This is a genomic window from Sphingomonas sp. LR60, from assembly GCF_036855935.1.
In the GTDB taxonomy this organism is placed as follows: Bacteria; Pseudomonadota; Alphaproteobacteria; order Sphingomonadales; family Sphingomonadaceae; genus Sphingomonas.
This window is the reverse complement of the sequence record NZ_JASPFK010000001.1, coordinates 378,551-402,500: the sequence shown is the minus strand read 5'-3', so window position 1 is coordinate 402,500 and position 23,950 is coordinate 378,551. Positions and strand designations below refer to the sequence as shown.

Here is a 23,950-nt window from a genome sequence, read left to right as displayed (position 1 = left end):
CGGTATCGGCTTCGGCCTGCAGGCCATCACGTCCAATTTCGTCTCCGGGCTGATCCTGCTCGCCGAGCGCCCGATCAAGATCGGCGACTGGATCCGCGTCGGCACCGACGAGGGGGACGTCAAGCGGATCAGCGTCCGCTCGACCGAGATCGCGCTCGCCGATCATTCGACGCTGATCGTCCCCAATTCCGAGCTGATCACCAAATCGGTGCTCAACAAGACGTTGTCCGGACCGCTCGGCCGCATCCAGATCCAGTTCTCCGTGCCGCTGGAGATCGATGCCGACCGCGTGAGCGCCATCGTCGCCGAAACGTTCGCCGCCGAGCCCGACATCCTCGACGATCCCGCGCCCAAGGTATTCATCGATTCGATCGCGGACGGCCGAATCTTCTTCAACTGCTTTGCCCATGTTGCCTCGCCCCGCGTGGCTTACGGCGCGCGCAGTTCGACCCTGACCGTGTTGCTGCGGCGGTTTCGCATAGAAAACATCGACATAGGGACGAGGCCGCAAAAGATGGAACTTATTTCTTACAGTAGTAACCCGAGTTGATGCCTTAATAACCAACATACGATAAACTCGCAGGCGGGGAATTTCACTGCGGGGGAAGCGCGTGCTGGGAAAAAACTTCGTCGATTGTACCGATGGTACGCCGACGTCGGGAGCAACCCACGGCTTGCCTTCGCCCAAGCCACCGCTATTCAACGACAATTGCCCTTCATGTATGCGGTGCTGCTCATCAATTCATTGGTGATCGTCACGACCCACCGCGTTGCCGCCCCCATCTCGCTCAGCACCTCGGTCCCACTGGCGCTTTGCGTGTTCAGCATCGTGCGGCTGATATATTGGACGCGCCGGGCGCGCGGCGGCGAGACGCTGACCCCGGCCAAGGCGCGGGACCAGCTGCGCAGGATCACGATGGTCGGGACCGGCCTGGCGCTCGCCTATACGGGTTGGGCGATCGCGCTTCTTGGGTACGGTGACGCGGCCCAGAAGGCGCATATGATCATCTATGTCACGACCACCGCGATCGGCTGCATGTTCTGCCTCAGCGCGCTGCCACAGGCCGCGATGTTGATGGGCCTGATCGTGATGCCTGCCTTCGTCGGCGTCTGCCTGGCGCGGCAGGACCGGATGTGCACCGTCATGGCGGTGTACGTCGCGGTGGTCCTCACCGTGTTGCTGCGCGTGCTGTTCAACGGCTTCGACCAATTCCGGCGGCAGGTGATCTCGCAAACCCGCTTCAAACGGCAACACGAGGAGCTGATCCGGCTCAATCGCGAGAACGAGCGGCTGGCGCATACCGACAGCCTGACGGGGCTTCCCAACCGCCGCCGCTTCCACGACGATCTCGCCGAGCTGGTGACCGGCGCGAATGCGATGCCCTTTGCGGTCGGGCTGCTCGACCTCGATCGCTTCAAGCCGGTCAACGACACCTTCGGTCACCATGTCGGCGACATCCTGCTGGTGCAGCTGGCGGAGCGGGTGCAGCGCCTGCTCGCGCCGGGTGCGACCTTGTATCGGCTCGGCGGGGACGAGTTCGGGCTGTTGGTCGCGGGCGGCCCGCATGCGGCGGCGATCGTCGGCGAAAGACTGTGCGGCGCGATGACGGCGCCCTTCGTCATCGGCGAGCTTACCGTGACGGTCGGCGGCTCGCTGGGGATCGCGTCCTTTCCGGAGGCCGGGCTGGCCGCGACCGAATCGTTCGATCGCGCCGATTACGCGCTCTATCATGCCAAGCGCGTCCAGGGCGGGGGGATGTGCATCTTCACCCTCGATCTCGAAACCGCGATCCGACGCGAACGCGCGATCGAGGCGGCCTTGCAAGCCTGCGTCTTCGACGAGGAATTGCGACTCTATGGCCAGCCGATCGTCGGCGCGCGCACCGGACGGGTCGAAGCGGTCGAACTGCTGGCACGGTGGCACAGCCCGCTGATCGGCGAGGTGTCGCCGTGCGACTTCATCACGATCGCGGAGCGGTCGACCCTGATCCACGGGATCACGCTGGCGATGTTCCGCAAGGGGCTGGCAGCCGCGCAGCTGCTGCCGCCCGACATCGCGCTGTCGTTCAATATCTCGGCGTGCGACCTTCATTCGCCGGCCACGCTGACCGAAATCAAACGCCAGTTGCTCGCGTCGGGGGTCGCGCCGACACGAGATCTGGATCGAGGTTACCGAAACCGCCGCCATGCGCGATCCCGCCGCCGCGCGGCGGGCGCTGCAGCGGCTGCGTCGGCTCGGCATGAAGATCGCACTCGACGATTTCGGCACCGGGCATTCCAGCCTCAGCAACCTGCGCCAGCTTCCTCTCGACAAGGTGAAGATCGATCGCAGCTTTATCAGCGACCTTCAGCCGCAGCGCGGCCGCGCGGTGGTGGAGGCGATGATGGGGCTGTGCCGCGCGCTCTCGCTGGAATGCGTCGCCGAGGGGGTGCAGACCGCCGACCAGCTCGAAACCTTGTTGCGGATGGGGTGCGAGCACATGCAGGGCTATCTCTTCTCGGAACCCCTGCCGATCGCGCTGCCGCCCGAAGCGGTGCGGATCATCGGACGACGCGCCGCCTGATCCACCGCAGCGCGGTTTCGGGGCCGTGCGCATCCATGCTAGCGCGCGCCGCTGATGCCGCGTGCTTTCTCTCCGACCTACCGGTTACTCGCCGCCTTTTCGCTCGCCCATGCCGGGGCGGTAATCGGCTATCTGCCGTTCCTGTCACTGCTGCTCCCGCTCAAGATCGACCGGCTGGCGGGCGAGGCGCGGATCGGCTGGCTGACGGTAGCGATCGTGCTTGGCGCGGCGACCGCCAGCGGCGCGAACATCCTGTTCGGCTGGTTCAGCGACCGGTCGGTGGCGCGCGGCGGCGGTCGGCGCGGGTGGATCGCGGGCGGGCTGGTCGCGCTATTGCTCAGTTACGCCGCGATCGCGGTCGCCGCGCAGCCAGCGTTCCTCATCGCAGCGGTGCTGGCGTTCCAATGCGCGGTCAACGCGGTCCTCGCGCCGATGATGGCGATCATGGCCGACGAGATTCCCGACGATCAACGCGGGTTGGCGGGCGGATTGCTCGCGATCGGACCGCCAGCCGCAGGGGCGGTTTCGGCATTCCTGGTCGCCGATGCGGGGCGGAGCGAGGCGGCGCAGCTGGTACTGATCTTGGGGCTGACGGTTGCGGCGGTGTTGCCGCTGTTGTTCGTCCGGCGCGCGCCTGTGCCCTCCCCGCCACGAGCACCCGACCCAGCGCCCGCGCATCGCCTGTGGGTCGCGAGCATCGCACGGCTACTGGTCCAGCTCGCCGGGGGCGCGTTGTCGCTGTACTTGCTCTATTATTTCCAGAGCATCGCCGGCAGCGTCCCGCCCCGGACGCTCGCCACGCGCGTCGGCACGTTGCTGACGATCAGCTACATCCTGCCGTTACCCGTCGCGGTGATGGCCGGGCGGCTCTCCGATCAGGCGGCGCGGCGCACGCCGTTTCTGGTCGGCGCGGCGGTGGCGGCGACGCTCGGGTTGCTGGCGATGGCCATGGTCGCACATCCGGTGGTCGGGGCGATCGGGTTCGTCACCTACTCGGTCGCGGCGGCGGTGTTCCTCGCGCTGCATCAGGCATTTGCGGTGCGACTGCTCCCCGACCCCCGCCATCGCGGGCGCGACCTGGGGCTCATCAACCTGTCGAACACGGTACCGTCGCTGCTCGGTCCGTTGTTGACCTGGGCGCTGGCGACGCCGGGTGATTTCACGCTGCTGCTGGTGGTGCTCGCCGCGTTGACTCTGGCGGGCGGGGTGCTGATCGTGCCGTTGCGGCGGGGGCGGGATCGTCCGTCATTGCGAGCCTAGCAGCGCGCCTGCCCGCGCGCTTCGATACCGCTGGAGCGCGATGACTTCATGTGGAACCGGACTCGTCATTGCGAGCGTAGCTAAGCAATCCAGAGCGTCCTGATCCGGCTCTGGATTGCTTCGCTACGCTCGCAATGACGGACGTAGGTCGCTTCCCATGTCAACGTGACCTAGCGCCCGAGCGCCTCGACCAGCACCTGCACCTTGCGCTGCCGCCACTGCGGGGTCGGCGCGACCAGCCAATAGCCCAGCCGCGACGGCTGCGCCTCGCCGACCACCACAACGCGACCGGCGGCGATGTCGCGCGCCGCCAGCATCTCGGGCACCGTTGCGCGGCCCAGCCCGGCGGCGGCGGCGTCGATCGCCAGCCCGGCGTCGCCGACCCGCACCTGCCCGGCGCTGTCCGGCTCGGGCGCGCCCGGCCAGAGGATCGCGGTGTCCGCCGCGCCACCGGGGCGCGCGATGGTCACCAGCCCTTCGCTCTCGATCGCCTCGCCCTCATGCGTGCCGGGGCCCTCGCCCCAGCGAATCGCGAGGTCGAGGTTGGCCTCGGTGAAGTCCATCCCCTCGTCCGCGGCGACCAGCACGAAGCGCAGATCGGGATCGGCGGCGGCGATCTCGGCCAGCCGGGGGAGCAGCCACTTCTCGGTCACGTCGCGCGGCGCCGCGATCGTCAGCGACTTGGACGATTGCCCGGCCTGCATCGCGCGCACCGCCTCCTCGAATTCGAGGAACGCCTGGCGCAGCGGCGCGAGCCCCGCCTCGCCCTCGGGAGTCAGCTCCAGCCCCTTGGTGGTGCGACGGAACAGCACCACGCCCAGCGTATCCTCGAGCGCGCGGATCTGTTGACCGACCGCGGCGGGCGTCACCGCCAGTTCGTCGGCGGCGCGGGTGAAGGACAGGTGACGGGCGGCGGCGTCGAGCACGCGCAGCCCGTTGAGCGGAAGATGCGTCCGCTTCACCGAGCTACTCCGCCACCGCCGGCGCATGGAGCGCGAAGCGCGGGATCGCGACGTCGAACACGCGCCCGTCCTCGGCGACCATGCGATAGCTGCCCTGCATCGCGCCGCTCGGCGTCGAAAGCGGGCAGCCGGAGACATAGTCGTAGCTGCCCTCGGGGCGGATCACCGGTTGCTCGCCGACGACGCCCTCACCCTCGACGGTGTGGCGCGCGCCGCCGCCGTCGGTGATGATCCAGTGCCGCGTCAGCAGCTGCACCGCGCCCGCGCCGTCATTCTCGATGCGGATGTGATAGGCCCAGAACCAGCGCCCGCGCGCCGGCTCGGACTGTTCGGCAAGATAGCTGACCGAGACGCGCACGGTGACGTCCTCGGTCGTGGCGGCGTCGGTGAACAACGCCTCCATTCCGGTGGTGATGCTCACAGCCCGACCTGTCGCAGCGCCCGGTCGAGGTCGTCGATCAGGTCCTGCGGATCTTCGAGCCCGACGTTGAGGCGCAGCAACCCCTCGGTAACGCCCATCTCGGCACGCGCCTCGGCCGCGACGCCGTAATGGGTGGTCGATGCCGGATGAGTCATCAGCGAACGCGAGTCGCCGATATTGTTCGAAATGTCGATCAATTCGAGCGCGTTGAGCAGAGCATGTGCCTGCGCACGGTCGGCGACCTCGAACGCGAAGATCCCGCCGACCGCGGCCATCTGCGACATCGCCAATTCGTGCTGCGGGTGGCTGGGCAGGCCGGGGTGGAGGATGCGCGGAACGCGGGCCTCGAGGAAGCGACCGACCGCCAGCGCGTTCTCCGATTGCCGGCGGATGCGAAGATCAAGCGTTTCCAGCCCCTTGAGCACCACCCAGGCGTTGAACGCGCTGAGCGTCGGGCCGGTGTTGCGCGTGAACGGCAGCAGCGTGTTATCGATGAAGTCCTGCGTCCCGCACACCGCCCCGGCGAGCACGCGGCCCTGCCCGTCCATCATCTTGGTCGCGGAATAAGCGGTGACGTCGGCGCCGAACTCCATCGGCCGCTGGAGCGCGGGGGTGGCGAAGGCATTGTCGACCACGCTGGTGATCCCGCGTTCGCGCGCGATCCCGCAGACCGCACGCAGGTCGACCACGTCCATGGTCGGATTGGCGGGGGTTTCGAAGAAGAACACCTTGGTGTTCGGGCGCACCGCATCCTCGAACGCCTGCGGATCGCGCGCGTCGACGGTAGTGGTCTGGATACCGAATTTCGGCAGCAACGTATCGACCAGCCAGCGGCACGAACCGAACGCCGCGCGCCCGGCGACGACGTGATCGCCCTGTTGCAGCTGGCACAGCAGCACCGCGGTCATCGCCGCCATGCCGGTCGCCATCGTCCGGCACGCCTCGGCACCCTCCAGCAGCGCGATCCGCTGTTCGAGCATCTCAACGGTCGGGTTCTGGAGCCGCGAATAGGTCATGCCGGACTGTTCGCCGGCAAAGCGCGCCGCCGCATCCTCGGCCCGATCGTAGCAATAGCCCGAGGTCAGGAACATCGCCTCGGATGTCTCGCCATATTCCGACCGGGCGGTGCCGCCGCGAACCGCAAGGGTCGCTGGGCGCCAGTTCTGGGTGATCGACCGATCCTGTCCGCTGTGCCGCTTCATGCCCCCGCTTAGCCTCCGCGCACCCGCCAGAACAAGTCAAACCGTCACCATCGGGCTTGTCGCCGCCGCGTGCCTGTCGCAAGCGGACGCGGGGCGTGGCGGAGGATTTGCGGCGGTGACGAGGGTGGGACGACAGCAGGGAACGCCGCGACTGCTCATGCTCGGCATCGCCGTGTTCAGCTGGCTGATGTTCGTCTTCCGCCTGTCGGTGCCGGCCAAGCCGGTGTTCGACGAGGTCCACTACCTCCCCGCCGCGCGTGCGCTGCTCGCGCTGTCGGGGCCGACCAATATCGAACATCCGTTGCTGGCCAAGGAGTTGATCGCGGCGGGCATCCATCTGTTCGGCGACGTGCCGTTCGGATGGCGCATCGCCTCGACGCTGGCGGGCGCCGCGACGGTCGCGGGCGTCTCCGCGCTGACCCATTTGCTGACGCAGCGTGTCCGACCGGCGCTGCTCGCTACCGTCTTCGCGCTGCTCGGCTTCACGATCTATATCCAGGCGCGGATCGCGATGCTGGACACCTTCATGGTCGCGTTCCTGCTCTGGGGCATCGTGCTGCTCAGTTCCGCGATCCGCGACGGCAGCGTCGTACGCTGGAGCGCGGGCAGCGTGCTGATGGGGCTGGCCACCGCCTGCAAATGGACCGCCGCGCCCTATGTGGCCGCAGCCGCGATCACCTTCGTGCTGATGCGCCGCGAACGGCCGCAGCGCTGGCCAGGGCTTGGCACCGTCCCGGCGCTGGCGCTGCTCGGCGGCCTGTCGGTCATTACCTATTTCCTGACCTTCGCGCCCGCCTTCTTCTACGCCAATGACGCGCTGACGCTGCATACGCTGCCGCATTTTCAATGGGATATGTACCTGCGTCAGACGCAGAAGCTGCCGCCGCACACCTATCAGTCGGCATGGTGGACATGGCCGTTCCTGATCCGCCCGATCTGGTATCTCTACGAACCCGTCGACGGCGCGCAACGTGGCATCCTGTTGCTCGGCAATCCGGCGGTGATGTGGGGCGGGCTGGTCGCGGTGATCGCCTGCTATCAGGCGTGGGTGCGGACCGGCGCGGCGCGGCTGCTCGCCCCGGCGGCGCTGTGGACCTTCTCGGTGGCGATCTTCGCGATCATCCCGAAGTCGCTCGGCTTCTATTATTACTACTATCCGTCGAGCGTGCTGCTGTGCGTCGTGCTGGCAGTGGCGATCGATCACCATCGCGCGGTGATCGGGCGGTGGGTCGAGCTGTTCCTGTTGCTGGTCTTCGCGCTCTGGCTGTATTTCCTGCCGGTGCTCAGCGCGCAAGCTCTCGCCAACCCGGCGGCGTTCCATCGGTTCACATGGTTCAATAGCTGGGTTTGATCCCGGACGACGTCCGGGGCGATGGCGCTATCGATACCGTCCCCAGGTGAACCGCGACGACAGCGCGTAATTCCAGACCGCCCCGACCAGCACGCCGAGCAGCGCCGACGCCGCCCATGCCCCCTGCCGCACGTCGTGGAGGAACGCCGCCGCCCCGACGTTCGCCACCGCCCCGACCGAGCAGACGAGGCAGAACGCCACCCACCCGTCGAGCAACGCGCGCGCACCGCGCAGGCGTCGGTCGCGATAGGTCAGCGCGTTGTTGAGGAAGAAGTTGAAGGTCATCGCCGCGAAGGTCGCGACGATCTGCCCGGTCAGGAACGTCGATCCCGCGACGACATAGAGCAGCGACAGCACGCTCATATGCACCCCCGCCCCGAGCGCGCCGATCATCGAGAACATCGCAAAGCGCACCGGCACGATGCGCCCCACTCTTCGGTCGTAGAGCGCGATCAGATATTCCATCGCCACGACGTGATCGAGCTTGCTCTCGCCGACCGCGCGGGTGCGAAAGACATAGGGCAATTCGACGAAGCGCAACGGGCGCCGCGAGGCACCGATGATGTCGAGCAGGATCTTGAAGCCGATCCCGCCCAGATGCGGGACCAGCCCGCGCAACACATGGGTGCGGATCGCGAAGAAGCCACTCATCGGATCGCTCAATTCGGTCCGCACCACCCGTGCGGCGATGCGGGTCGCCAGCGCGGACTTTGCGACGCGGTCGCGGTCCCACTCGCCAGTCCCGCCGCCCGCGACGAAGCGCGAGCCGATCGCGAGGTCGAGCGTCGGGTCGTCGCGTAGCGCGGCGACCATGCGCGGCAGCAGCGTCTCGTCGTGCTGAAGGTCGCCGTCCATGACCGCCACCACCGGCGCGGCGGTGGCGCACATCCCATCGATACATGCACTCGACAGCCCGCGGCGGCCGATCCGCTGGATGACGCGGACGCGTGGATCGTGCAACGCGAGGTCACGCACCGCCTGCGCGGTGCCGTCGGGGCTGTCGTCGTCGACGAACAGCACTTCCCAGTCGAGGCCGTCGAGCGCCGCCGCCAGCCGCGCCACCACCGTGGCGACATTATCGCGCTCGTTGAAGGTCGGGACGACGACCGCGAGGTCGAGCATTAGTTTTACCCACCACCCCGGCGAACGCCGGGAGCCAGTTGGAGACCGTTCGTGGCAGGACGCAGCGTTCAACCAACACGGCATTCCCAACTGGGCCCTGGCGTCCGCCGGGGTGGTGAAAGAAATCAGAGCGCCGCCAGCACCGCATCGCCCATCGAACGCGGCGTCGCGGTGCCGCCCAGATCGGGGGTGCGCGCGCCGGTCGCCAGCGCGGCCGAGACGGCCGCCTCGATCCGGTCCGCCACCTCGCCAGCGCCTAGCGAGTGGCGGAGCATCATCGCCGCCGACAGGATAGCCGCGCACGGATTGGCCTTGCCTTGCCCAGCGATGTCGGGCGCGGAACCGTGGATCGGCTCGTACAACCCCTTGCCGCGCGCATCGAGCGATGCCGAGGGCAGCATCCCGATCGATCCGACGCACATGCTCGCCTGATCCGAAAGGATGTCGCCGAACAGATTGCCGGTCACGATCGTGTCGAACGCGCCCGGATTGCGGACGAGCTGCATCGCGGCATTGTCGACATACATGTGCGTCAATTCGATCTGCGGATATTCCGCCGCGACCTCGATCACCACGTCGCGCCACAATTGCGAGGTTTCGAGCACGTTGGCCTTGTCGACCGAACACAGCTTGCCGCGCCGCTTCGCCGCGGTCTGGAACCCGACATGCGCGATGCGGCGGACTTCGCTCTCGTCGTAGCGCATCAGGTCATGACCCTCGCGCAGTCCGGCGTCGGTGGTGCCGCGTCCCTTGGCGCCGAAATAAACGTCGCCGTTCAGCTCGCGGACGATGACCAGATCGATCGCATTCGCCACCTCGGGCTTGAGCGTCGAGGCGTCCTCCAACCCGGCGAACATCTTGGCCGGACGCAGATTGGCGAAGGTCGTCAGGTTCTTGCGCAGCCCAAGGATCGCCTGTTCGGGGCGCAATGCGCGTTCGAGCGAGTCGAATTCCGGATCACCGACCGCGCCGAACAGCACCGCATCGGCGCGCTTGGCGAGCGCCAGCGTCGCCTCGGGCAGCGGATGGCCGCTGGCGCGATAGCCCGCGCCGCCGACCGGCGCTTCCTCGAACACCAGCCCGAGATCGAGCGCGTCGAGCACGCGCCGCGCCTCGGCGGTCACTTCGGGGCCGATCCCGTCGCCGGGCAGGATTGCGATGAGCTTGCCGTGTGTCATGGCCGCACCGCATGGCGCGGAGAGCGCGCTCACGCAACCGCCCTCTTCAATCGCTCGACCAGCCGCGCGCGCGCCGGCAACGGATCACGGCGACGTTCGAGCAGCACGTCGCGCGCAAGGAAATGGCCGGTGATCGCCAGCGCCTCCAGCACCTGCGCGCCGTCAGCGGCACCCCCGTCACGCAGGAAGGCCGGCAGTGGGAACAGCCGCGCCTCATAGCCCGCCGCCGCGCCGCGCGACACCGCCGCACCGCTCTTCGGGCTGACGAAGGTGAGGTCGTCAGTGTCGCCGGTCGCGATGCACGTCGTCAGGTCGAGCCCGAAGCCCAGTTCGGCGAGCAAAAGCAATTCGTAGCGCGCCATCGCCGCCGCCCAGCCACGCGCGCTGGGTGCGGCCTCGATCGCGTCGAGTGCGCCGCCGAGCGCGTCGTAGAGGTAGGGATAGGGCTGCGCCTCGGGCAGCGCCGACGCGGTCAGCGCGGTCAGCCAGTCGAGCCCCGCCGCGGGGAGCGCCGATTCGTGGAGCGCCGCGCGGCTGTGGATCAGCTCGCAGGTGAGCGCGGCGAGTTGTTCCTCGGTGCGCGCGCGCCATTCGCCGCGGATCAGATTGCCGGGCTGTAGGACGGGACGCAGCCCGCGCGCGTGACCGCCGCGGACGTAGCCGGGGCGAACGCCATCGTCGCGCGTCAACGCTCGCGCCACCGCGCCATGCTCGCCGTGTGCGCGAACGGAAAGCAGGATGGCGTCGGCTGTCAGGTGCACGGCAATGCCCGTCCGTCATTCCCGGGCAGGCGGGAATCCAGAACCTCCGACGGTTGCGCTTCTGTCGATGCACCTGCGCGTCTGGATTCCCGCCTCCGCGGGAATGACGAACGGAGTGGGGAGGCCACCCACCCCATCACCCCTCACCGCGCATGGTAGAAGTCGTACACCTGCTGCGCCACCGCCGCACTCACCCCCGGCGCCTTGCGCAAATCCTCCAGCGACGCATTCCGCACCGCACGTCCGGTACCGAAGTGCATCAGCAGCGCCTTCTTGCGCGCGGGTCCGATCCCCGGCACCTCGTCGAGCGGGCTTGCGCCGATCGCTTTCGCACGCTTCGCCCGGTGCGCGCCGATCGCGAAGCGGTGTACCTCGTCGCGCAAGCGCTGGAGATAGAAGAGCAACGGCGCATTGACCGGCAGCGTCAGTTCGCGCCCGTCCATGAGGTGGAAGACCTCGCGGCCCTCGCGGCCGTGATGCGGTCCCTTCGCCACGCCGACCAGACAGACATCCTCGATGCCGAGATCCTCAAGCACCGCCTTGGCGGCGTTGAGCTGCCCGTGCCCACCGTCGAGCAGCACCAGGTCGGGCCAGGTCTCGCCGTCGCGATCGGGATCCTCCTCCAGCGCGCGTGCGAACCGGCGCGTCAGCACCTCGCGCATCATCGCGTAATCGTCGTCGGTCGCCGCCTCTTTGATGTTGAACTTGCGATACTGCCCCTTGCGGAACCCCTCCGGCCCGGCGACGACCATCGCGCCGAGCGCGTTGGTGCCTTGGATATGGCTGTTGTCGTAGACTTCGATCCGGTCGGGCGGGTCGCCCAACTCGAACAGCTCCGCCAGCTCGCGATGCAGCCGCGCCTGCGTGGTGCTCTCGGCGAGGCGGCGCTCCAGCGCTTCCTTGGCGTTCCGCGTCGCCTGATCGAGCAGGCGCTTGCGCACCCCGCGTTGCGGAACCGTCATCTCGACCTTGCGCCCGGCCTGCTCGGAGAGCGCCTCGATCAGCACCTCGGCATCGGGCAGCACGCGGTCGATCAGGATCATCCGGGCGGGCGGCACTTCCTCGTAGAATTGCGCCATGAATTGCGTCAGCACCTCGTCCTCCGGCACATCGGCGGTGTGCGCGGGGAAGAAGCTGCGATGGCCCCAATTCTGCCCGCCGCGAATGAAGAACGCCTCGATCCCGATCAGCCCTTCATGGCACGCCAATGCGAAGATATCGGCGTCGCCGACCCCTTCGGCATTGATGAACTGCGTGCCCTGGATGAAGGTCAGCGCCTTCAGCCGGTCGCGCAGGATCGCGGCCAGTTCGAAGTCCATATTGGCGGCGGCGGCCTCCATCTGGGCGCCGAGCTTGGCCTGCACGTCGGTGGCCTTGCCGGCGAGGAACTTCTTGGAATCGCCGACCAGCTCGGCATAGGCCGCCTCGTCGATCCGCCCGACGCACGGCGCCGAGCAACGCTTGATCTGGTACAGCAGGCACGGACGGTCGCGGGTCTTGAAGAAGCCGTCGGTGCACGACCGGAGCAGGAACAGTTTCTGGAGCGCGTTGAGCGTGTTGTTGACGCTGCCGGCGCTGGCGAACGGGCCGTAATAATCCCCCTTGGCGCGGCGCGCGCCGCGGTGCTTCTGGATGCGCGGAAACTGATGGTCGGCGCGCAGCAGGATGAACGGGAACGACTTATCGTCGCGCAGCAGCACGTTGTACGCGGGGCGGTAGCGCTTGATGAGCTGCGCCTCGAGCAGCAGTGCCTCAGCCTCGTTGTTCGTCGTGACGATCGTCATCGAGCGCGTCTGCGCGACCATCCGCTGCAGCCGCTTGGACAGCCGGTCGACCTGCACGTAATTGCCGACGCGGTTCTTCAGCGCGCGCGCCTTGCCGACGTACAGCACGTCGCCCTTGGCATCGTGCATCCGGTAGACGCCGGGCTTGAGCGGCAGCGTCTTGAGCACGTTGCGGATCGCCGCCACCCCGCCTTCCAGATCGGGCGCGTCGGCGCCGCGGATCGCGTAAGTGGCCTTTTCCTCGTTGAAGCGGTCGGGGGGCCGTAGCTGCCTGTCATCCCCCGCGATCTAGGTAGTGCGGCGGGATGGGGCAACGGTTGTGGGTCCACACACCGTCGCCCCGGATCGCGGAAGGAAGCAGCGTCAGGCGAGCTTACTTGCCCCCGGCCTTGACCCAGTCGGCGATCTTCTTCTCCAGCACCGGCATCGGGAGTGCGCCGGTATCGAGCACCTGCGCATGGAACTTGCGTGGGTCGAAGCGCGCGCCGAGCTTCTTCTGCGCATCCGCCTTCACGCGCGAGATCGTCAGCTGCCCGATCTTGTACGCCAGCGCCTGCCCCGGAATCGCGATATAGCGCTCGATCTCCGCGGTCGCGTCGGTGCGCGACATCGGCGAGTTGGCGAGCATGTATTCGATCGCCTGATCGCGCGTCCAACCCTTGGCATGGATGCCCGTATCGACCACTAGCCGCATCGCGCGCAGCATCTCGTCGTTGAGCCCGCCCATTCGCTGATACGGATCGGTCTCCATCCCGAGCTGCGGCCACAAGGTCTCGGAGTACAGCGCCCAACCCTCGACATAGGCGGTGTTGCCGCCGAAGCGCATGAACGCGGGCAGCGCGTCGTTTTCCTGCGCGAGGCTGATCTGAAAATGATGTCCCGGCACCGCTTCGTGGAGGTAGAGCGTCTCCATCTCCCACATGTAGCGCGTCGGCAGGTCGTAGGTGTTGTAATAGAAGACGCCCGGCCGCGAGCCATCCGGGGTGCCCGACTGGTACGAGCCGCCGGCGTCGGTCTTCTCCTTGAACGCCGGGACCGGACGGATCTCCAGCCGCGTCTTCGGGACCAGCGAGAATTGCTCACGCACGCGCGAATCGACACGGCGGCCAATCGCTTCATAGCCTTCGCGGAGCTGGGTCGCCGAAGACGGCTGGAAGCGCTTGTCGGTACGCAGGAAGGCGAAGAACTCGGGCAGCGTGCCCTTGAAGCCGACCTTGGCCTTTTGCGCCTCCATCTCGCGGGTGATCCGCGCGACCTCCGACAGGCCGAGCTTGTGGACCGCATCGGCCTTGAGCGGCAGCGTCGTGTTCGATTCGATCAGATAATCGTAGAGCTTCGCCCCGCCCGGCATCGCCGACAGCCCGACACTGTCGCGCGCGACCGGCAGATAGTCGTTCTGCAGGAAATCGCGGAGCCGCTGCTGTACCGGGTTGAGCACCTCGGTGATCTGGCGCGTGTAGGCAGCGCGGAGCCGCGTCTGGTCGGCAGCCGGGATCGCTTCGGGGAAGGTCTTGACCGGACCGTAGAACGGCGACGCCTCGACCCCGCCCGCGAGCAGGTTGTCGAGCTGGCCGATCATGTTGCGGACCACCAGCTTGGGCTGGACGATCCCGCTCTTCATGCCCTGGCGAAAGCGCGCGATCGCGGCGTCGATCTGCGCGGCATATTGCGCGTTGCGCTTCAGGTTGTTGTCGTAGTCGGCGACGGTCTTGAACGGTGCCGCGCCCTGCCCCGACGCCAGTTCGGGATAGAAGGTGTGCAGGCCGTAGAAATGGTCGAGAGGGCGGACGATCTGCGTCGCGATCAGGTCCGGCGCGTAGCCGCGCAGGTTCAGTTCCGACTGCTGCTTGAAGACGTCATAGGCGATCTGGTCGACCGGGGTCAGCTTCGCACGGTCGATCGTCGCCAGCGTGACAAGGTCCTGGCGCGTCGCCGCTTCCTCGGCGGCGAGATGCGCGTCGGAGAAGAAGTCGCCGAGCTGGTCGGCATAGCGCATGTCGCCGCGGAACAGCGCCTGCACCGGATTGCGGCGCAGGCTGCCCTCGTCGCTGTCGTGGAAGAGCTGACGGAGCCGCGCGTCGGCGCCGGTCGGTGCGGCGGTGGGGGCAGCGGGCGCCTGCGCCATCGTGGGTGCAGCGACCGAGGCGAGCAGCAAAGCGGCGGTGATCGAGAAACGCATCGTCGGGCTTCCTTCGGGATCAGATGACGCTCAGCCGAATCCGTCATTGCGAGCGTAGCGGCGCAAGCCAAGGCGTCCTGACCCTGCCCTGGATTGCTTCGCTACGCTCGCAATGACGCAAGAAGGCTTATTGTCAACGCCACGCCCTTCTGGCTGCCGACAGAGAGCGATGGCGCACCTCGACCGATCAAAACGAAAACGGGCGCCGATGGCGCCCGCTCCGTCTCGTCGATCCCGAACACAGTCAGATCAATTTAGGCGTCCCACGCCGGAGATCGCGCGATCGACCAGCGCGCGGTCGGCGCCGGCGTCGTGACGCTCGGCGATCAGCGACGCCGCGGCGGCGGTCGCCGCCTCGGCGGTGCGCGCGCGGACCTCGGCGATCGCGGCGCGTTCTGCGGCCGCGATCTTGTCCTCGGCCATGCGCGTGCGACGCTCCATAAGCACCTCGGTGTCATGCTTGGCGTTGGCGACGATCTCGGCGGCCTCGTGATGCGCATTGTCGCGCATCTTGGCGGCATCGGCCTCGGCGCCACGGGCGCGCGCGGCATATTCGTCGCGAAGCGCCTCGGCTTCCTTGCGGAGCGCGGCGGCTTCGTCGAGCTGGTGGCGGATCTCGCCGATACGCTTGTCGAGCATCGCGCCGATCGCAGCCGGCACCTTCCATACGACCATGCCGATCAACACGACCAGCGCAGCGACACCGACCCAACCGGTATCGTTAAGGCCGAAGGCCGTCGGCGCGGCGTGCGACTCACCGTCACCAGCGCTCGTACCGGCATGGATGCCGCTGCCGTTCGCCATGTCCTGATGCTCGAGCGGCTGCGACTCGATATCCTGCGCCAGCGTCGAAGAGGGATTAGCCATGATTCAGCTGCCTGCGGACCGCCTCGTTGGCGGCGTCCGTGGGGATTGCGACGCCCGACAGGCGCTGCACCAGCTCCTGCGCGGCTTCGGTCGCGATCGTCTGTACGTTGACCATCGCCGCCGCCTTGGCATTGCCGATGGCCATGTCGTGATGCGCGATACGCTCTGCCAGATCCGCGTCGGCGCTGCGCAGCTGCGCCTCGGCGGCAGCCTGAGCCTTCGCCTTGGCAGCGGCGACCTCGGCCTGCGCCGCCGCACGCGCGGCATCCATGTCGGCATTCCACGCCGCTTCGGTCCGATCGGCCTCGACCCGAGCCGCCTCGGCGGTGGCAAGGTCCTGTGCGATCTGCGACTCACGCAATTCCATCACGCCCTGAACCCTGGGCACCATCATCTTGCCGATCCCGAAATACAGGATGCCAAAGGTGATGAGCAGCCAGAAGAACTGTGAGGCGTAGGTGGCGGCGATCTGACTGATTTGGGGCATGGTGTCCGCTTCCTAGGTCAGCCCCGCCCAATGCGGACGGGGCCATATCGTCGGAGTGATTACGCGACGAACACCAGGATGATCATCGTCACGAAAGCGAGCAGGCCCAGAAGCTCGGCACCGGCGAAGCCGATGAAGAGGCGGCCCTGCTGGCCGTCGGCAGCGCCCGGATTGCGCAGCGCGCCTTCGAGGAACGCGGCGAACACGTTGCCCACGCCCAGCGCGGCAATGCCCATGCCGATTGCAGCGAGACCGGCGCCGAGCAGCTTTGCGGCGTTTGCGTCCATGATAATACTCCCGTTGAAATTCAGTGGTGGAAAAGGAAACTCAGTGCAGGTTGACCGCGTCGTTCAGATAGACGCTGGTCAGCAGTGCGAAAACATAGGCCTGGATCGCCGCGACCAGCAGCTCCAGCAGCGTGATGCCGATCATCAGCACGAAGCTGGGCAGCGAGACGATCGCCATATAGCCCGGCCCGAGATTGATGCCGTTGATCACGAACGCCGCCAGCACCTTGAGCAGGATGTGCCCCGCGGTCATCGCGACGAACAGTCGCAGCCCCAGCGAGAACGGACGGACGAGGAAGCTCAGCAGCTCGACGACGAAGATCAGCGGGATCATCGGCAGCGGCGTGCCGTGCGGTACGAACAGGCTGAAGAAGTGGAAGCCGTGCTTGCCGAAGCCGACGATCAGCACGATCGAGAAGCTGATGATCGCCAGCACGCCGGTGACGGTCAGGTGGCTGGTGATCGTGAACGGATGCCACCCCGGCACGATGCCGACCGGCATCAGGCCCAGCACGTTGGCGAACAGGATGAACATGAACAGCGAGAAGACGTAGGGGACGAAGCGCTTACCCTCAGGCCCGACGTTCGAGACCAGCATGTTCTGGACGAAACCGGTGAAGCCCTCCACCGCCGCCTGCCAACGACCGGGGACCAGCTCGCGCTTCATCCCGCCGAGCATGAACAGCCACAACGCGACCAGCGTGATGACCATCCACAACGCCGAATTGGTGAACGACAGATCATAGCCGCCCACCACCCAGGGCCGACCGAGCACGGGCTCGATCAGGAACTGGTGCATCGGATCGATCTTGCCGCCTTCTGCCGCCACTGCGAGGTTCCCGTTTCTCACATACGTCAAGCGCCCGGATCGCCCGGGCGCCTGCTCGTCAACCGAATGATTTGCCTGAACGCCACCCCGATTCCGAGGAACAGCATGACGATCAGTCCCCACGGCGCGGTGCCGATCCAGCGGTCGATACACCAGCCGATCAGCGCCGATCCGACGAGACTTCCGATCAGGGCGGCGAGCACGCGATTGCCGAGCGAATACCCTGCATCCGCATCGTCACGTACCGTTCCCTGCCGAATCGCTTCGTCCCGGCGCGCCTGTTCCAGTCGACGATCGAGCTGAGTCAGGCGCGGGTCGTCCGCGTCGTGGAAATCCCGTCCGGAACCGTTCTCCGCCACGCAGCCACCCTCACCCTGGTTTTTCTCGCCGGGGACAAGGGTGCGCGCAAGCGGCGAGCAGCCCCGCCAAGGCCCGGTCCGGTTAGACGGGGGTTAAGGGGTGTCAACCGTTGCGAAAGACCTGCCGGTTCCGCAAAGCCCTGCCGTCGCTGGGGCGACGGGATGGGACCGGACCGCCCTTCGCCTTTCCTTGCCGTCAGACGCAGCGTGGGTCGCGTTGCGGCGCGCCGGCGCCACGCGTCTCCCACGACCCATCGGGCGCGCGATATTTCTCGCCCGGCTTGGTCTGGGCGATCAGGTTGCAGCCGCTCGTGAAGGCGAGTTGCTCGACGGTCGCGCCCGATGCCTGCGCCTTTTGCGTGTACGCGGCCTTGCGCTGGATGTTGATGTTGCTGACGAGCGCGCGCAGCGATGCCGACCCGCTGCCGACCACCCCGAGATAGCCGTCGGGTTGCTCGCCGACTTCGCCGGCCGCGCGTGCGGCGGCATAGGCCGGGTCGCGCTGCGCCCAGGCAGCCACCGGCACCGCAACCGCGGCCAGGGCGGCGATCAGGACAAGGCTCTTCATACGCATGGCTTAGAAAATCCCCGGGTTCTGCTGGATCAGCGACTTGGCGTCATTGTCAAGACGGTACACCACTTCCTGCGTCACGTTGATGTTGAGGTTGATCTGGATCGGCTTGTCGGGGGCGGAAATATTCACGCACCCTCCCAGTCCGGTTCCCAGTGTCAGCATCGCCGTGAAGGCATAGGTCGTGGGGCGCATCGCGTTCGTCAATCCTGTCGGCATCATGGCTTGTTCTCGCTTGCGGGCGGCTGAACGCCTGTCTTTCGGTTCTGCTCTTCGATCAAGGCTTGCAGGTTGCGCTTCACCAGCCGCTGCGGGTCGTAGAAGCTCGCTGCCGAATCGATCAGCCCGCGGAAGGGCGCGCGGATCGTGATGTTGAAGCGGATCGGCAGGCGCGTCAGGCGGCGCAGCAGGAAGTTGCTCTTCGCGCCTTCGCCTTGCTTGATCCCGGTGAAGCTCACCCCGGTCACCATCTCGCCCGCCAGCGGCCCATTCATCTGCACGTCCAGACTGCGATAGGTGAGCGAACGCAGCGACTGGAAGGCGAGGTTGCCCCAGACGCCGAGATCCTTCTTCGTCAGCTCGCCGAGATATGCGATCGAGCCGCCGGCCTCGCGCGCGGTCAGCCGCCCGCCGGCAATCCGTCCGCCCTGATCGTCGAAGATCATCGGCAGCACGCCGTCGAAGGTGCCGGTGGCGTTGAGGTTCGAGAAATCGAACTGTTGCAGGAACTTGCCTGCATCCATCCCGTCGACCCGGAAGGTCATCCGCCGTGCGGCGTCCGAGCCGAAATCGAGCAAGGTCGGATCGAGCGTCAGCGCGCCGCCTGCGAACGGCCAGCGTGCCGTCTCTACCTTCACCTTCAGGTCGGGAAGCAATCGGTAGACGATCCGCCCGTCGGTGACCGCGATCCCGGGATTGATCGACGTGACCGTCGCGACCTGCTCGGGTGCGCTCACCAGCCCGAGCAGATCGGTGAAGCGGATCGTCCCCGCCAGACCGGTCACCGGGCCGAATGCGGCGGCGAGGTTCATCGCGTCGGTCGAGAAGGTGCCGGTGCTGTCGACGCCCTCCGGCGTCCAGCGGATCTCGCCCTGCCCGCGCATCGTCCCCGAGACGTCGGCGATCACGCCGAAGGTCAGTCGCGTCAACAGCTCAGGCTGGAAGCCCTTGGCGAAGGTGATCCCCGGCACCGTCAGCGTCGCCGTGCCGCTGCCGCTCGACAGCCGGTGATCGATCGCCAGCGTCGCGACCGGCGTGCTCGTGGTCGGCTCGACCAATTGGCCGGTCGCGCGAATCGTCCCGCCGTCGAGCACGAACGCGATGTCCCGCGCCGCCATAGGCTGGAAGCGCGGCGGCGCGGCGGTGTCGGCGACGCGCAACGCACCGTCCAGCGCCAGCCGGCGACTATCGAACCGCCAATTGCCCTCGCCCGCGCTCATCAGCAGCGGCACCGTCCCGATCTGCCCGCCGGCACCCGCGAACGTGCCCTGCGCACCGCTGGCGGTGATCCGGCCCGCCAACTGCGTCGCGGCGATGCGGGTCGTGCCGATCGACGTGGCGATGTCGCCGAGCGCGAAGCGACGGTCCGCAAGCGCCAGCGTCGCGCCGCCAGTATCGAGCCGGAAGGCCGATCCGCCGAGCGTCCCGGCAAGCCGCGTCGCGCCCAGTCGTGCGCCGCCGCGCACGCGGCCGCCAGCGATCTCGATCAGCGCCGCATCGGTCGGGCAGAGCCGCAGCCTGCCGTCCACCAGCATCAGGCTGGAAACCGCCAGCCGGTCGAAAGCGACCGGCGTGCAATCAGGATTGACGGCCAGCCGCCCGCGCCGGTCCCACAATGCCGCAATCGGTACGCGCAGCCGCTCGACGCGGCCGCCGGCCAGCGGTCCGCTGAGCGTCGCATCGGTCGTGATCCGTGTCGCGGCCTGCCCGCCGGTCGTAAAGCGAACCGGGGTCAGCGTCAGTGCCGCCCCGTCGCGGGCGTAGGGCGCGATCTCCGCCGTTCCGCTGACCGCCGCGCCGGGCGCCGCCTGCGCGAGGCGCACCGTCGCGCTGGGGAGCCCGCCACCACCGAGCGTCATCCGCCCGGCGAGCTGCACTCCGGCCGGGTGCCCGATCGTTATCGCACCGTCGTCGAGCGCGGCGCGCGCGCCACTTGCCGCGGTCAGCGTCGCGCGCTCGATCGTCAGCAAGGTGCGCTCACCTGTCGTCACCGCCAGCTCGGCGGCGACCTGCATGTCGCGGCTCGCGCGCGCCGCATCGCGCGCCGCACCTGCCAGCAGCGGCGCGACCGGAAGCCCTACCGCCCCATCGCCGAGCGTCGCGATCCGGCGCTGCTCCGCGGCGGCGAGCGCGACATGCTGCGCGACGAGCCGGCCCGCCAGCGTCGCGCGACCGTTCGCCAGCCGCCATTGGCCGCGCCAGTCGGTGGCGCCGCTACTCGCCGTCGCGGTCCGCACGGCGTCCACCATCACGGTCGCCAGCCCGGTCGTGCGATCGGCATCGCCGCGGAAGCGCGTCGCCAGATTGACGTTGCGGAGTGTCGCCGCCGCGGTTTGCAGACCAGCCGCCGTCACTTGCGTCCGTCCGAACCAGCGATCGAAATGCGGCGACAGGCCGAGGTCGAGGTCGCCGGCCAGTGACCGTGCCGCCACGCCGTCGCAGGCGACCGCCGCAGCGCGCGCCGGTCCGGCAAGACGCGGTGCGGTCGCCGTCACGCGCAGCGCCATGTCGGTCCGGAGCGCGCCGATCCGGCATCCTCCGATCGAGAGAAGCGGTGCGGTTGCCGCCAGCCGTCCACGAAAGCCATCGTTGAGCCGGCCGCGTCCACTCAGCCGCAAGACCACCGGGCCATATACCGAGTCGAGCGCGATCCGCGCATCGGCCACGTCGACGTCGAGCGCGGGCAATGTCACCGGTCCGCCCGACGACTTGGGCATCAGCCGATCGAGCGCGCCCAGCGACAATTTGCCGTCGCGCAGCCGCGCCGCCAGCCGCACATGCCCGGCGCGCACCGCGATCAGCTTCGGCCCGGACAGTGTCAGGTCGGTCTGCGTCTCGACCCAATCGGCGACCAGATCGGGTAGCTCCGGATCGCCGATCACGACATCGGTCAGCCGCTGCCGCCCCAGCCCCAGATTGGAAATATGATAGCGCGCCGGGACGCCCTTCGCGGCCAGTTCCTTGTCGATCACGCGCGTCGCGATCGGGACGCGCGACAGCCACAATCCACCCCCGGCCGCGAGCGCCAGGACCGATACTGCCATCGCAATGCGCCGGCCTGCGTCGCTCACGCGCACCCTGTCGGTTGCTGGCCTGCCTCGCTCATGGTTTCGCCACCATAGGGCAGCGTGCGCGGGCCACGCAATTGCGCGGCGCGGCGGACCGACCTACTCCGACACGCATGGCCCACGACGAGACGCGCGCGCTGGATGCGAAAGGGCACCGCGCCCGGTTGCGCGCGCGATTGCTCGCCGACCCGGACGGGCTGCTCGATCACGAGCTGCTCGAATATCTGCTCGCGCTGGCGATCCCGCGACAGGATACTAAGCCGCTCGCCAAGCGGTTTCTGGCGAGATTCGGCAGTTTGCCGGCGATCTTCTCCGCCGATCCTGCCGTTCTGGCGCAAGTCAAAGGCGCCGGCGACACCAGCGTCGCGGCGATCCGGATCGCGCACGCGACCGCGATTCGGCTGGTGCGCGCCCGCGCGCAGGCGGCGCCTGTCTTGTCCAATTGGCAGGCGCTCTCCGACTATCTTCATGCGCATATGGCGCACAACATGGTCGAAGAGTTCCACGTGCTACACCTGAATACCCGCAATATGCTGATGCGGGACGAGAAGATGAGCCGCGGCACGATCGACCAAGCGGCGGTGCACGTGCGCGAAGTCATCAAGAGTGCGCTCGATTTCGGATCGGCGGCGCTGATCCTCGTCCACAACCATCCGTCGGGCGATCCGTCACCCAGCCGCGCCGATATCGACATCACCCGCGCGATCATCGCGGCGGGCAAACCACTCGACATCGCGGTCCACGATCATCTGATCGTCGGGCTCAATGGACAGGTCAGCCTGCGCGCCAAGGGGTTGATATAGGGGCGGTTGCTCTTCGAAACGCCTAGGGCCAGCGGAAAGCAGGACCGATGGCGGTGAGGTCGCCCCTACTGTCCCGCCCCCGGCTCCCGAGCTGATCAGGTGCGCCGGCTGGTGGTTAATCGTCCGCCTCAGCGTTGCGAAGCGGACCCCCGTCACCCGGATCTCGTTGAATGCAGTTGGGGAAGTTGGGGGTTCGCTTCGACAGTGTGCCGGCGCCGATCAACCACAGCCGCCATCCGTTGCGCTCATAGGGCATGTCGAACGGGCGTGGACATTGCCGGAGAGCACCGCTTGGCCCCGGCATCCAGCGCGGCCAGTGCGACGTCGCCGCGCCTTGTCTTGGCGGTGCTCTTGCTGCCGCCGGCGATGAGCGGATGATGCTCGGCGGCGAAAATCGGATTGCTGCGCGGCGCGGCCTCGACGTGCTGGCCGCTTGCAAGATCAATCTCGAATAGCGGCCGACAAAGCGGAGACGACAATGCGTCTTGTCAGCGCCTCACGGTAGCGCGAGACGTTGTCCACGCCACCGGAACGCTGCCTTGATCTAATTTCCAATGTTGGTCAGGCGCCGCGGAAGCGCCGGATGCTCTGCGACGTGATGCGGCGCCGGCGAACGGCCGCACCGATAAGGCCAAAGCCTGCAAGCATCATCATCCAAGAGGCTGGTTCGGGCACCACGCCAACCTTGCTCAACTCGACGTTTCCGAAAAAGAAGCTATTATACCCATTTCTTGTCAATGTGTATTTTGCAACATCCGCGTCTAAAGAGAAATATCCAAGTGAAAAATCGTTGATGCCTCTCTTAACAGCATTGGCTCCCGAATTTGACCCTCCTATGATTATTCCATCACCTGCCGCTTCCAGAACAACGTTGGATAGGCCGTAACTAAATCCATCGTATGATCCATCGAATGACGTAAGCGAATACGCGCCGCCAAATTCGCGAACCGAAAAAGAGCCCGAGAAAATCTTGTTTTTATCCCCGCTCACAATAGTGTTGAAATTATACTTCGTGATATTCTCTAACTCAATAAGGCTCAAAGTTCCGGACTTGAAGCCATTCATCAAACTTCTAGATAGGGTATAACTTGATTGTGTATCGCCAAAATTAAAATAGCCGAGCGAGAAATCATCAGTTCCACGCTTAAGAACACCTGCCCCATAATTGTAGCCGCCAATGATGATACCGTTTCCAGCCCTCTCGAGCACGGTGTTGCTTAAGTCATATTGATGGTTATCGTATGAGCCATTAAACGCCTTTAAGGTGTAGACGTTTGCGGCACTACTTACAGCGAATGAACCACTGAACACCCTCCCGCTATCGTCCGGCACCGACGTGTTGAATCCGTAGTACCTCGTCGCGCCCGCGTTGGCAGGACTGATAGCAATTAGAGATCCTATCAGCAAAGAAGTCATAAAAACCAATGCTTTATAGAATTCAGTTAACATAATTTGCCCCCAGAGATAGGCAGTATTATCGTCAACAGTAAGCCAGTCAAGGAAGGTCTTCCCTGTGACGGCCGGCTCGTATCTTGGGCAAAGCGACAAACCGGCTGTCTTCATGCCAATAGGGGCGAGGTACTCCTCCGCGAGGTAAAGGCGAACGCTGGGCTTGCGGATCGACCTTGACGTGCTGGCTGCGCGCAGGATCGCCTCCGAATAGCTTCAGGATCGCG

At 66.7% G+C, this 23,950-nt stretch carries 22 protein-coding genes and 1 pseudogene (1 of these 23 only partly in view); 5 read left to right on the top strand and 18 right to left on the bottom strand.

Going from position 1 to position 23,950, the window contains the following annotated elements; all coding sequences use genetic code 11:
• The 3 genes and pseudogenes from QP166_RS01860 to QP166_RS01845 form a co-directional block, all read left to right on the top strand.
• On the top strand, nt 1–550 hold the 3' end of the coding sequence (locus QP166_RS01860) for a DUF3772 domain-containing protein (RefSeq protein WP_333914372.1). It extends 1,808 nt beyond the left edge of the window; the window shows 550 of its 2,358 coding nt (coding positions 1,809–2,358); the start codon falls outside the window, past its left edge; it ends in the stop codon at nt 548–550.
• A gap of 168 nt (nt 551–718) precedes the next feature.
• A pseudogene (locus QP166_RS18900) lies at nt 719–2,564 on the top strand (putative bifunctional diguanylate cyclase/phosphodiesterase).
• A gap of 54 nt (nt 2,565–2,618) precedes the next feature.
• Complete coding sequence (locus QP166_RS01845; RefSeq protein WP_333914369.1) at nt 2,619–3,824, top strand: MFS transporter; 1,206 nt, start codon at nt 2,619–2,621, stop codon at nt 3,822–3,824.
• A 170-nt stretch (nt 3,825–3,994) separates the two neighbouring features.
• On the opposite strand, the gene QP166_RS01840 is transcribed toward QP166_RS01845, so the two are convergent.
• From QP166_RS01840 to QP166_RS01830, 3 genes are read right to left on the bottom strand one after another with little or no spacing between them, the layout of a single operon-like run.
• Nucleotides 3,995–4,786, bottom strand: a complete 792-nt coding sequence (locus QP166_RS01840; RefSeq protein ID WP_333914368.1) for a LysR family transcriptional regulator — start codon at nt 4,784–4,786, stop codon at nt 3,995–3,997.
• Between the two features lie 4 nt (nt 4,787–4,790).
• Nucleotides 4,791–5,189, bottom strand: coding sequence for a Co2+/Mg2+ efflux protein ApaG (gene apaG, locus QP166_RS01835; RefSeq protein WP_333917229.1), 399 nt, complete (start codon nt 5,187–5,189; stop codon nt 4,791–4,793).
• 14 nt (nt 5,190–5,203) lie between these two features.
• Entirely contained in the window at nt 5,204–6,409 is a 1,206-nt protein-coding gene (locus QP166_RS01830) for a trans-sulfuration enzyme family protein (RefSeq protein WP_333914367.1), read from the bottom strand.
• Between the two features lie 157 nt (nt 6,410–6,566).
• Here QP166_RS01830 and QP166_RS01825 point away from each other — a divergent pair, with 157 nt between their 5' ends.
• Nucleotides 6,567–7,760, top strand: coding sequence for a glycosyltransferase family 39 protein (locus QP166_RS01825; protein WP_333914366.1), 1,194 nt, complete (start codon nt 6,567–6,569; stop codon nt 7,758–7,760).
• 27 nt (nt 7,761–7,787) lie between these two features.
• Here QP166_RS01825 and QP166_RS01820 read toward each other — a convergent pair whose 3' ends face one another.
• The 13 genes from QP166_RS01820 to QP166_RS01760 form a co-directional block, all read right to left on the bottom strand.
• Nucleotides 7,788–8,882 carry a glycosyltransferase family 2 protein gene (locus tag QP166_RS01820; RefSeq protein WP_333914365.1) on the bottom strand — a complete coding sequence of 365 codons (1,095 nt, stop codon included), beginning with the start codon at nt 8,880–8,882 and terminating at the stop codon, nt 7,788–7,790.
• Between the two features lie 125 nt (nt 8,883–9,007).
• Nucleotides 9,008–10,060 carry a 3-isopropylmalate dehydrogenase gene (gene leuB, locus QP166_RS01815; RefSeq protein ID WP_333917228.1) on the bottom strand — a complete coding sequence of 351 codons (1,053 nt, stop codon included), beginning with the start codon at nt 10,058–10,060 and terminating at the stop codon, nt 9,008–9,010.
• A gap of 29 nt (nt 10,061–10,089) precedes the next feature.
• Nucleotides 10,090–10,821, bottom strand: coding sequence for a DNA repair protein RecO (gene recO / locus QP166_RS01810; protein WP_333914364.1), 732 nt, complete (start codon nt 10,819–10,821; stop codon nt 10,090–10,092).
• Nucleotides 10,822–10,964: 143 nt separating this feature from the next.
• Nucleotides 10,965–12,893, bottom strand: a complete 1,929-nt coding sequence (gene uvrC / locus QP166_RS01805) for an excinuclease ABC subunit UvrC (protein WP_333917227.1) — start codon at nt 12,891–12,893, stop codon at nt 10,965–10,967.
• An 85-nt stretch (nt 12,894–12,978) separates the two neighbouring features.
• Nucleotides 12,979–14,784, bottom strand: a complete 1,806-nt coding sequence (locus QP166_RS01800) for a DUF885 domain-containing protein (RefSeq protein WP_333914363.1) — start codon at nt 14,782–14,784, stop codon at nt 12,979–12,981.
• Between the two features lie 249 nt (nt 14,785–15,033).
• Nucleotides 15,034–15,651 (bottom strand): F0F1 ATP synthase subunit B family protein, encoded by a 618-nt coding sequence (locus QP166_RS01795; RefSeq protein WP_333914362.1) that lies wholly within the window; start codon nt 15,649–15,651, stop codon nt 15,034–15,036.
• The gene (locus QP166_RS01790) at nt 15,644–16,138 is read right to left on the bottom strand and encodes a F0F1 ATP synthase subunit B family protein (RefSeq protein WP_333914361.1); all 495 of its coding nucleotides are present in this window, start codon (nt 16,136–16,138) and stop codon (nt 15,644–15,646) included. Before QP166_RS01790 ends, QP166_RS01795 begins: the two co-directional genes overlap by 8 nt.
• Before the next feature lie 59 nt (nt 16,139–16,197).
• Entirely contained in the window at nt 16,198–16,425 is a 228-nt protein-coding gene (locus tag QP166_RS01785) for a F0F1 ATP synthase subunit C (protein WP_019515901.1), read from the bottom strand.
• Between the two features lie 40 nt (nt 16,426–16,465).
• Nucleotides 16,466–17,254, bottom strand: a complete 789-nt coding sequence (locus tag QP166_RS01780; RefSeq protein WP_333914360.1) for a F0F1 ATP synthase subunit A — start codon at nt 17,252–17,254, stop codon at nt 16,466–16,468.
• A gap of 26 nt (nt 17,255–17,280) precedes the next feature.
• Complete coding sequence (locus QP166_RS01775; protein WP_333914359.1) at nt 17,281–17,613, bottom strand: AtpZ/AtpI family protein; 333 nt, start codon at nt 17,611–17,613, stop codon at nt 17,281–17,283.
• A 196-nt stretch (nt 17,614–17,809) separates the two neighbouring features.
• Nucleotides 17,810–18,181 (bottom strand): YdbL family protein, encoded by a 372-nt coding sequence (locus QP166_RS01770; protein WP_333914358.1) that lies wholly within the window; start codon nt 18,179–18,181, stop codon nt 17,810–17,812.
• Nucleotides 18,182–18,190: 9 nt separating this feature from the next.
• On the bottom strand, nt 18,191–18,379 hold the full coding sequence (locus QP166_RS01765) for a YnbE family lipoprotein (protein WP_333914357.1): 189 nt from the start codon (nt 18,377–18,379) through the stop codon (nt 18,191–18,193).
• 23 nt (nt 18,380–18,402) lie between these two features.
• Nucleotides 18,403–21,447 carry an intermembrane phospholipid transport protein YdbH family protein gene (locus QP166_RS01760; protein ID WP_333914356.1) on the bottom strand — a complete coding sequence of 1,015 codons (3,045 nt, stop codon included), beginning with the start codon at nt 21,445–21,447 and terminating at the stop codon, nt 18,403–18,405.
• 137 nt (nt 21,448–21,584) lie between these two features.
• Between QP166_RS01760 and radC the strand changes: the two genes are divergently transcribed.
• Entirely contained in the window at nt 21,585–22,274 is a 690-nt protein-coding gene (gene radC / locus QP166_RS01755) for a RadC family protein (RefSeq protein WP_333914355.1), read from the top strand.
• A 245-nt stretch (nt 22,275–22,519) separates the two neighbouring features.
• On the opposite strand, the gene QP166_RS01750 is transcribed toward radC, so the two are convergent.
• Both QP166_RS01750 and QP166_RS01745 read right to left on the bottom strand, forming a co-directional pair.
• Nucleotides 22,520–22,753: a hypothetical protein gene (locus QP166_RS01750; RefSeq protein ID WP_333914354.1), complete on the bottom strand. Its 234-nt coding sequence runs from the start codon at nt 22,751–22,753 to the stop codon at nt 22,520–22,522.
• Nucleotides 22,754–22,835: 82 nt separating this feature from the next.
• Nucleotides 22,836–23,837, bottom strand: coding sequence for a PEPxxWA-CTERM sorting domain-containing protein (locus QP166_RS01745; RefSeq protein ID WP_333914353.1), 1,002 nt, complete (start codon nt 23,835–23,837; stop codon nt 22,836–22,838).
• Between the last annotated feature and the right edge of the window lie 113 nt (nt 23,838–23,950).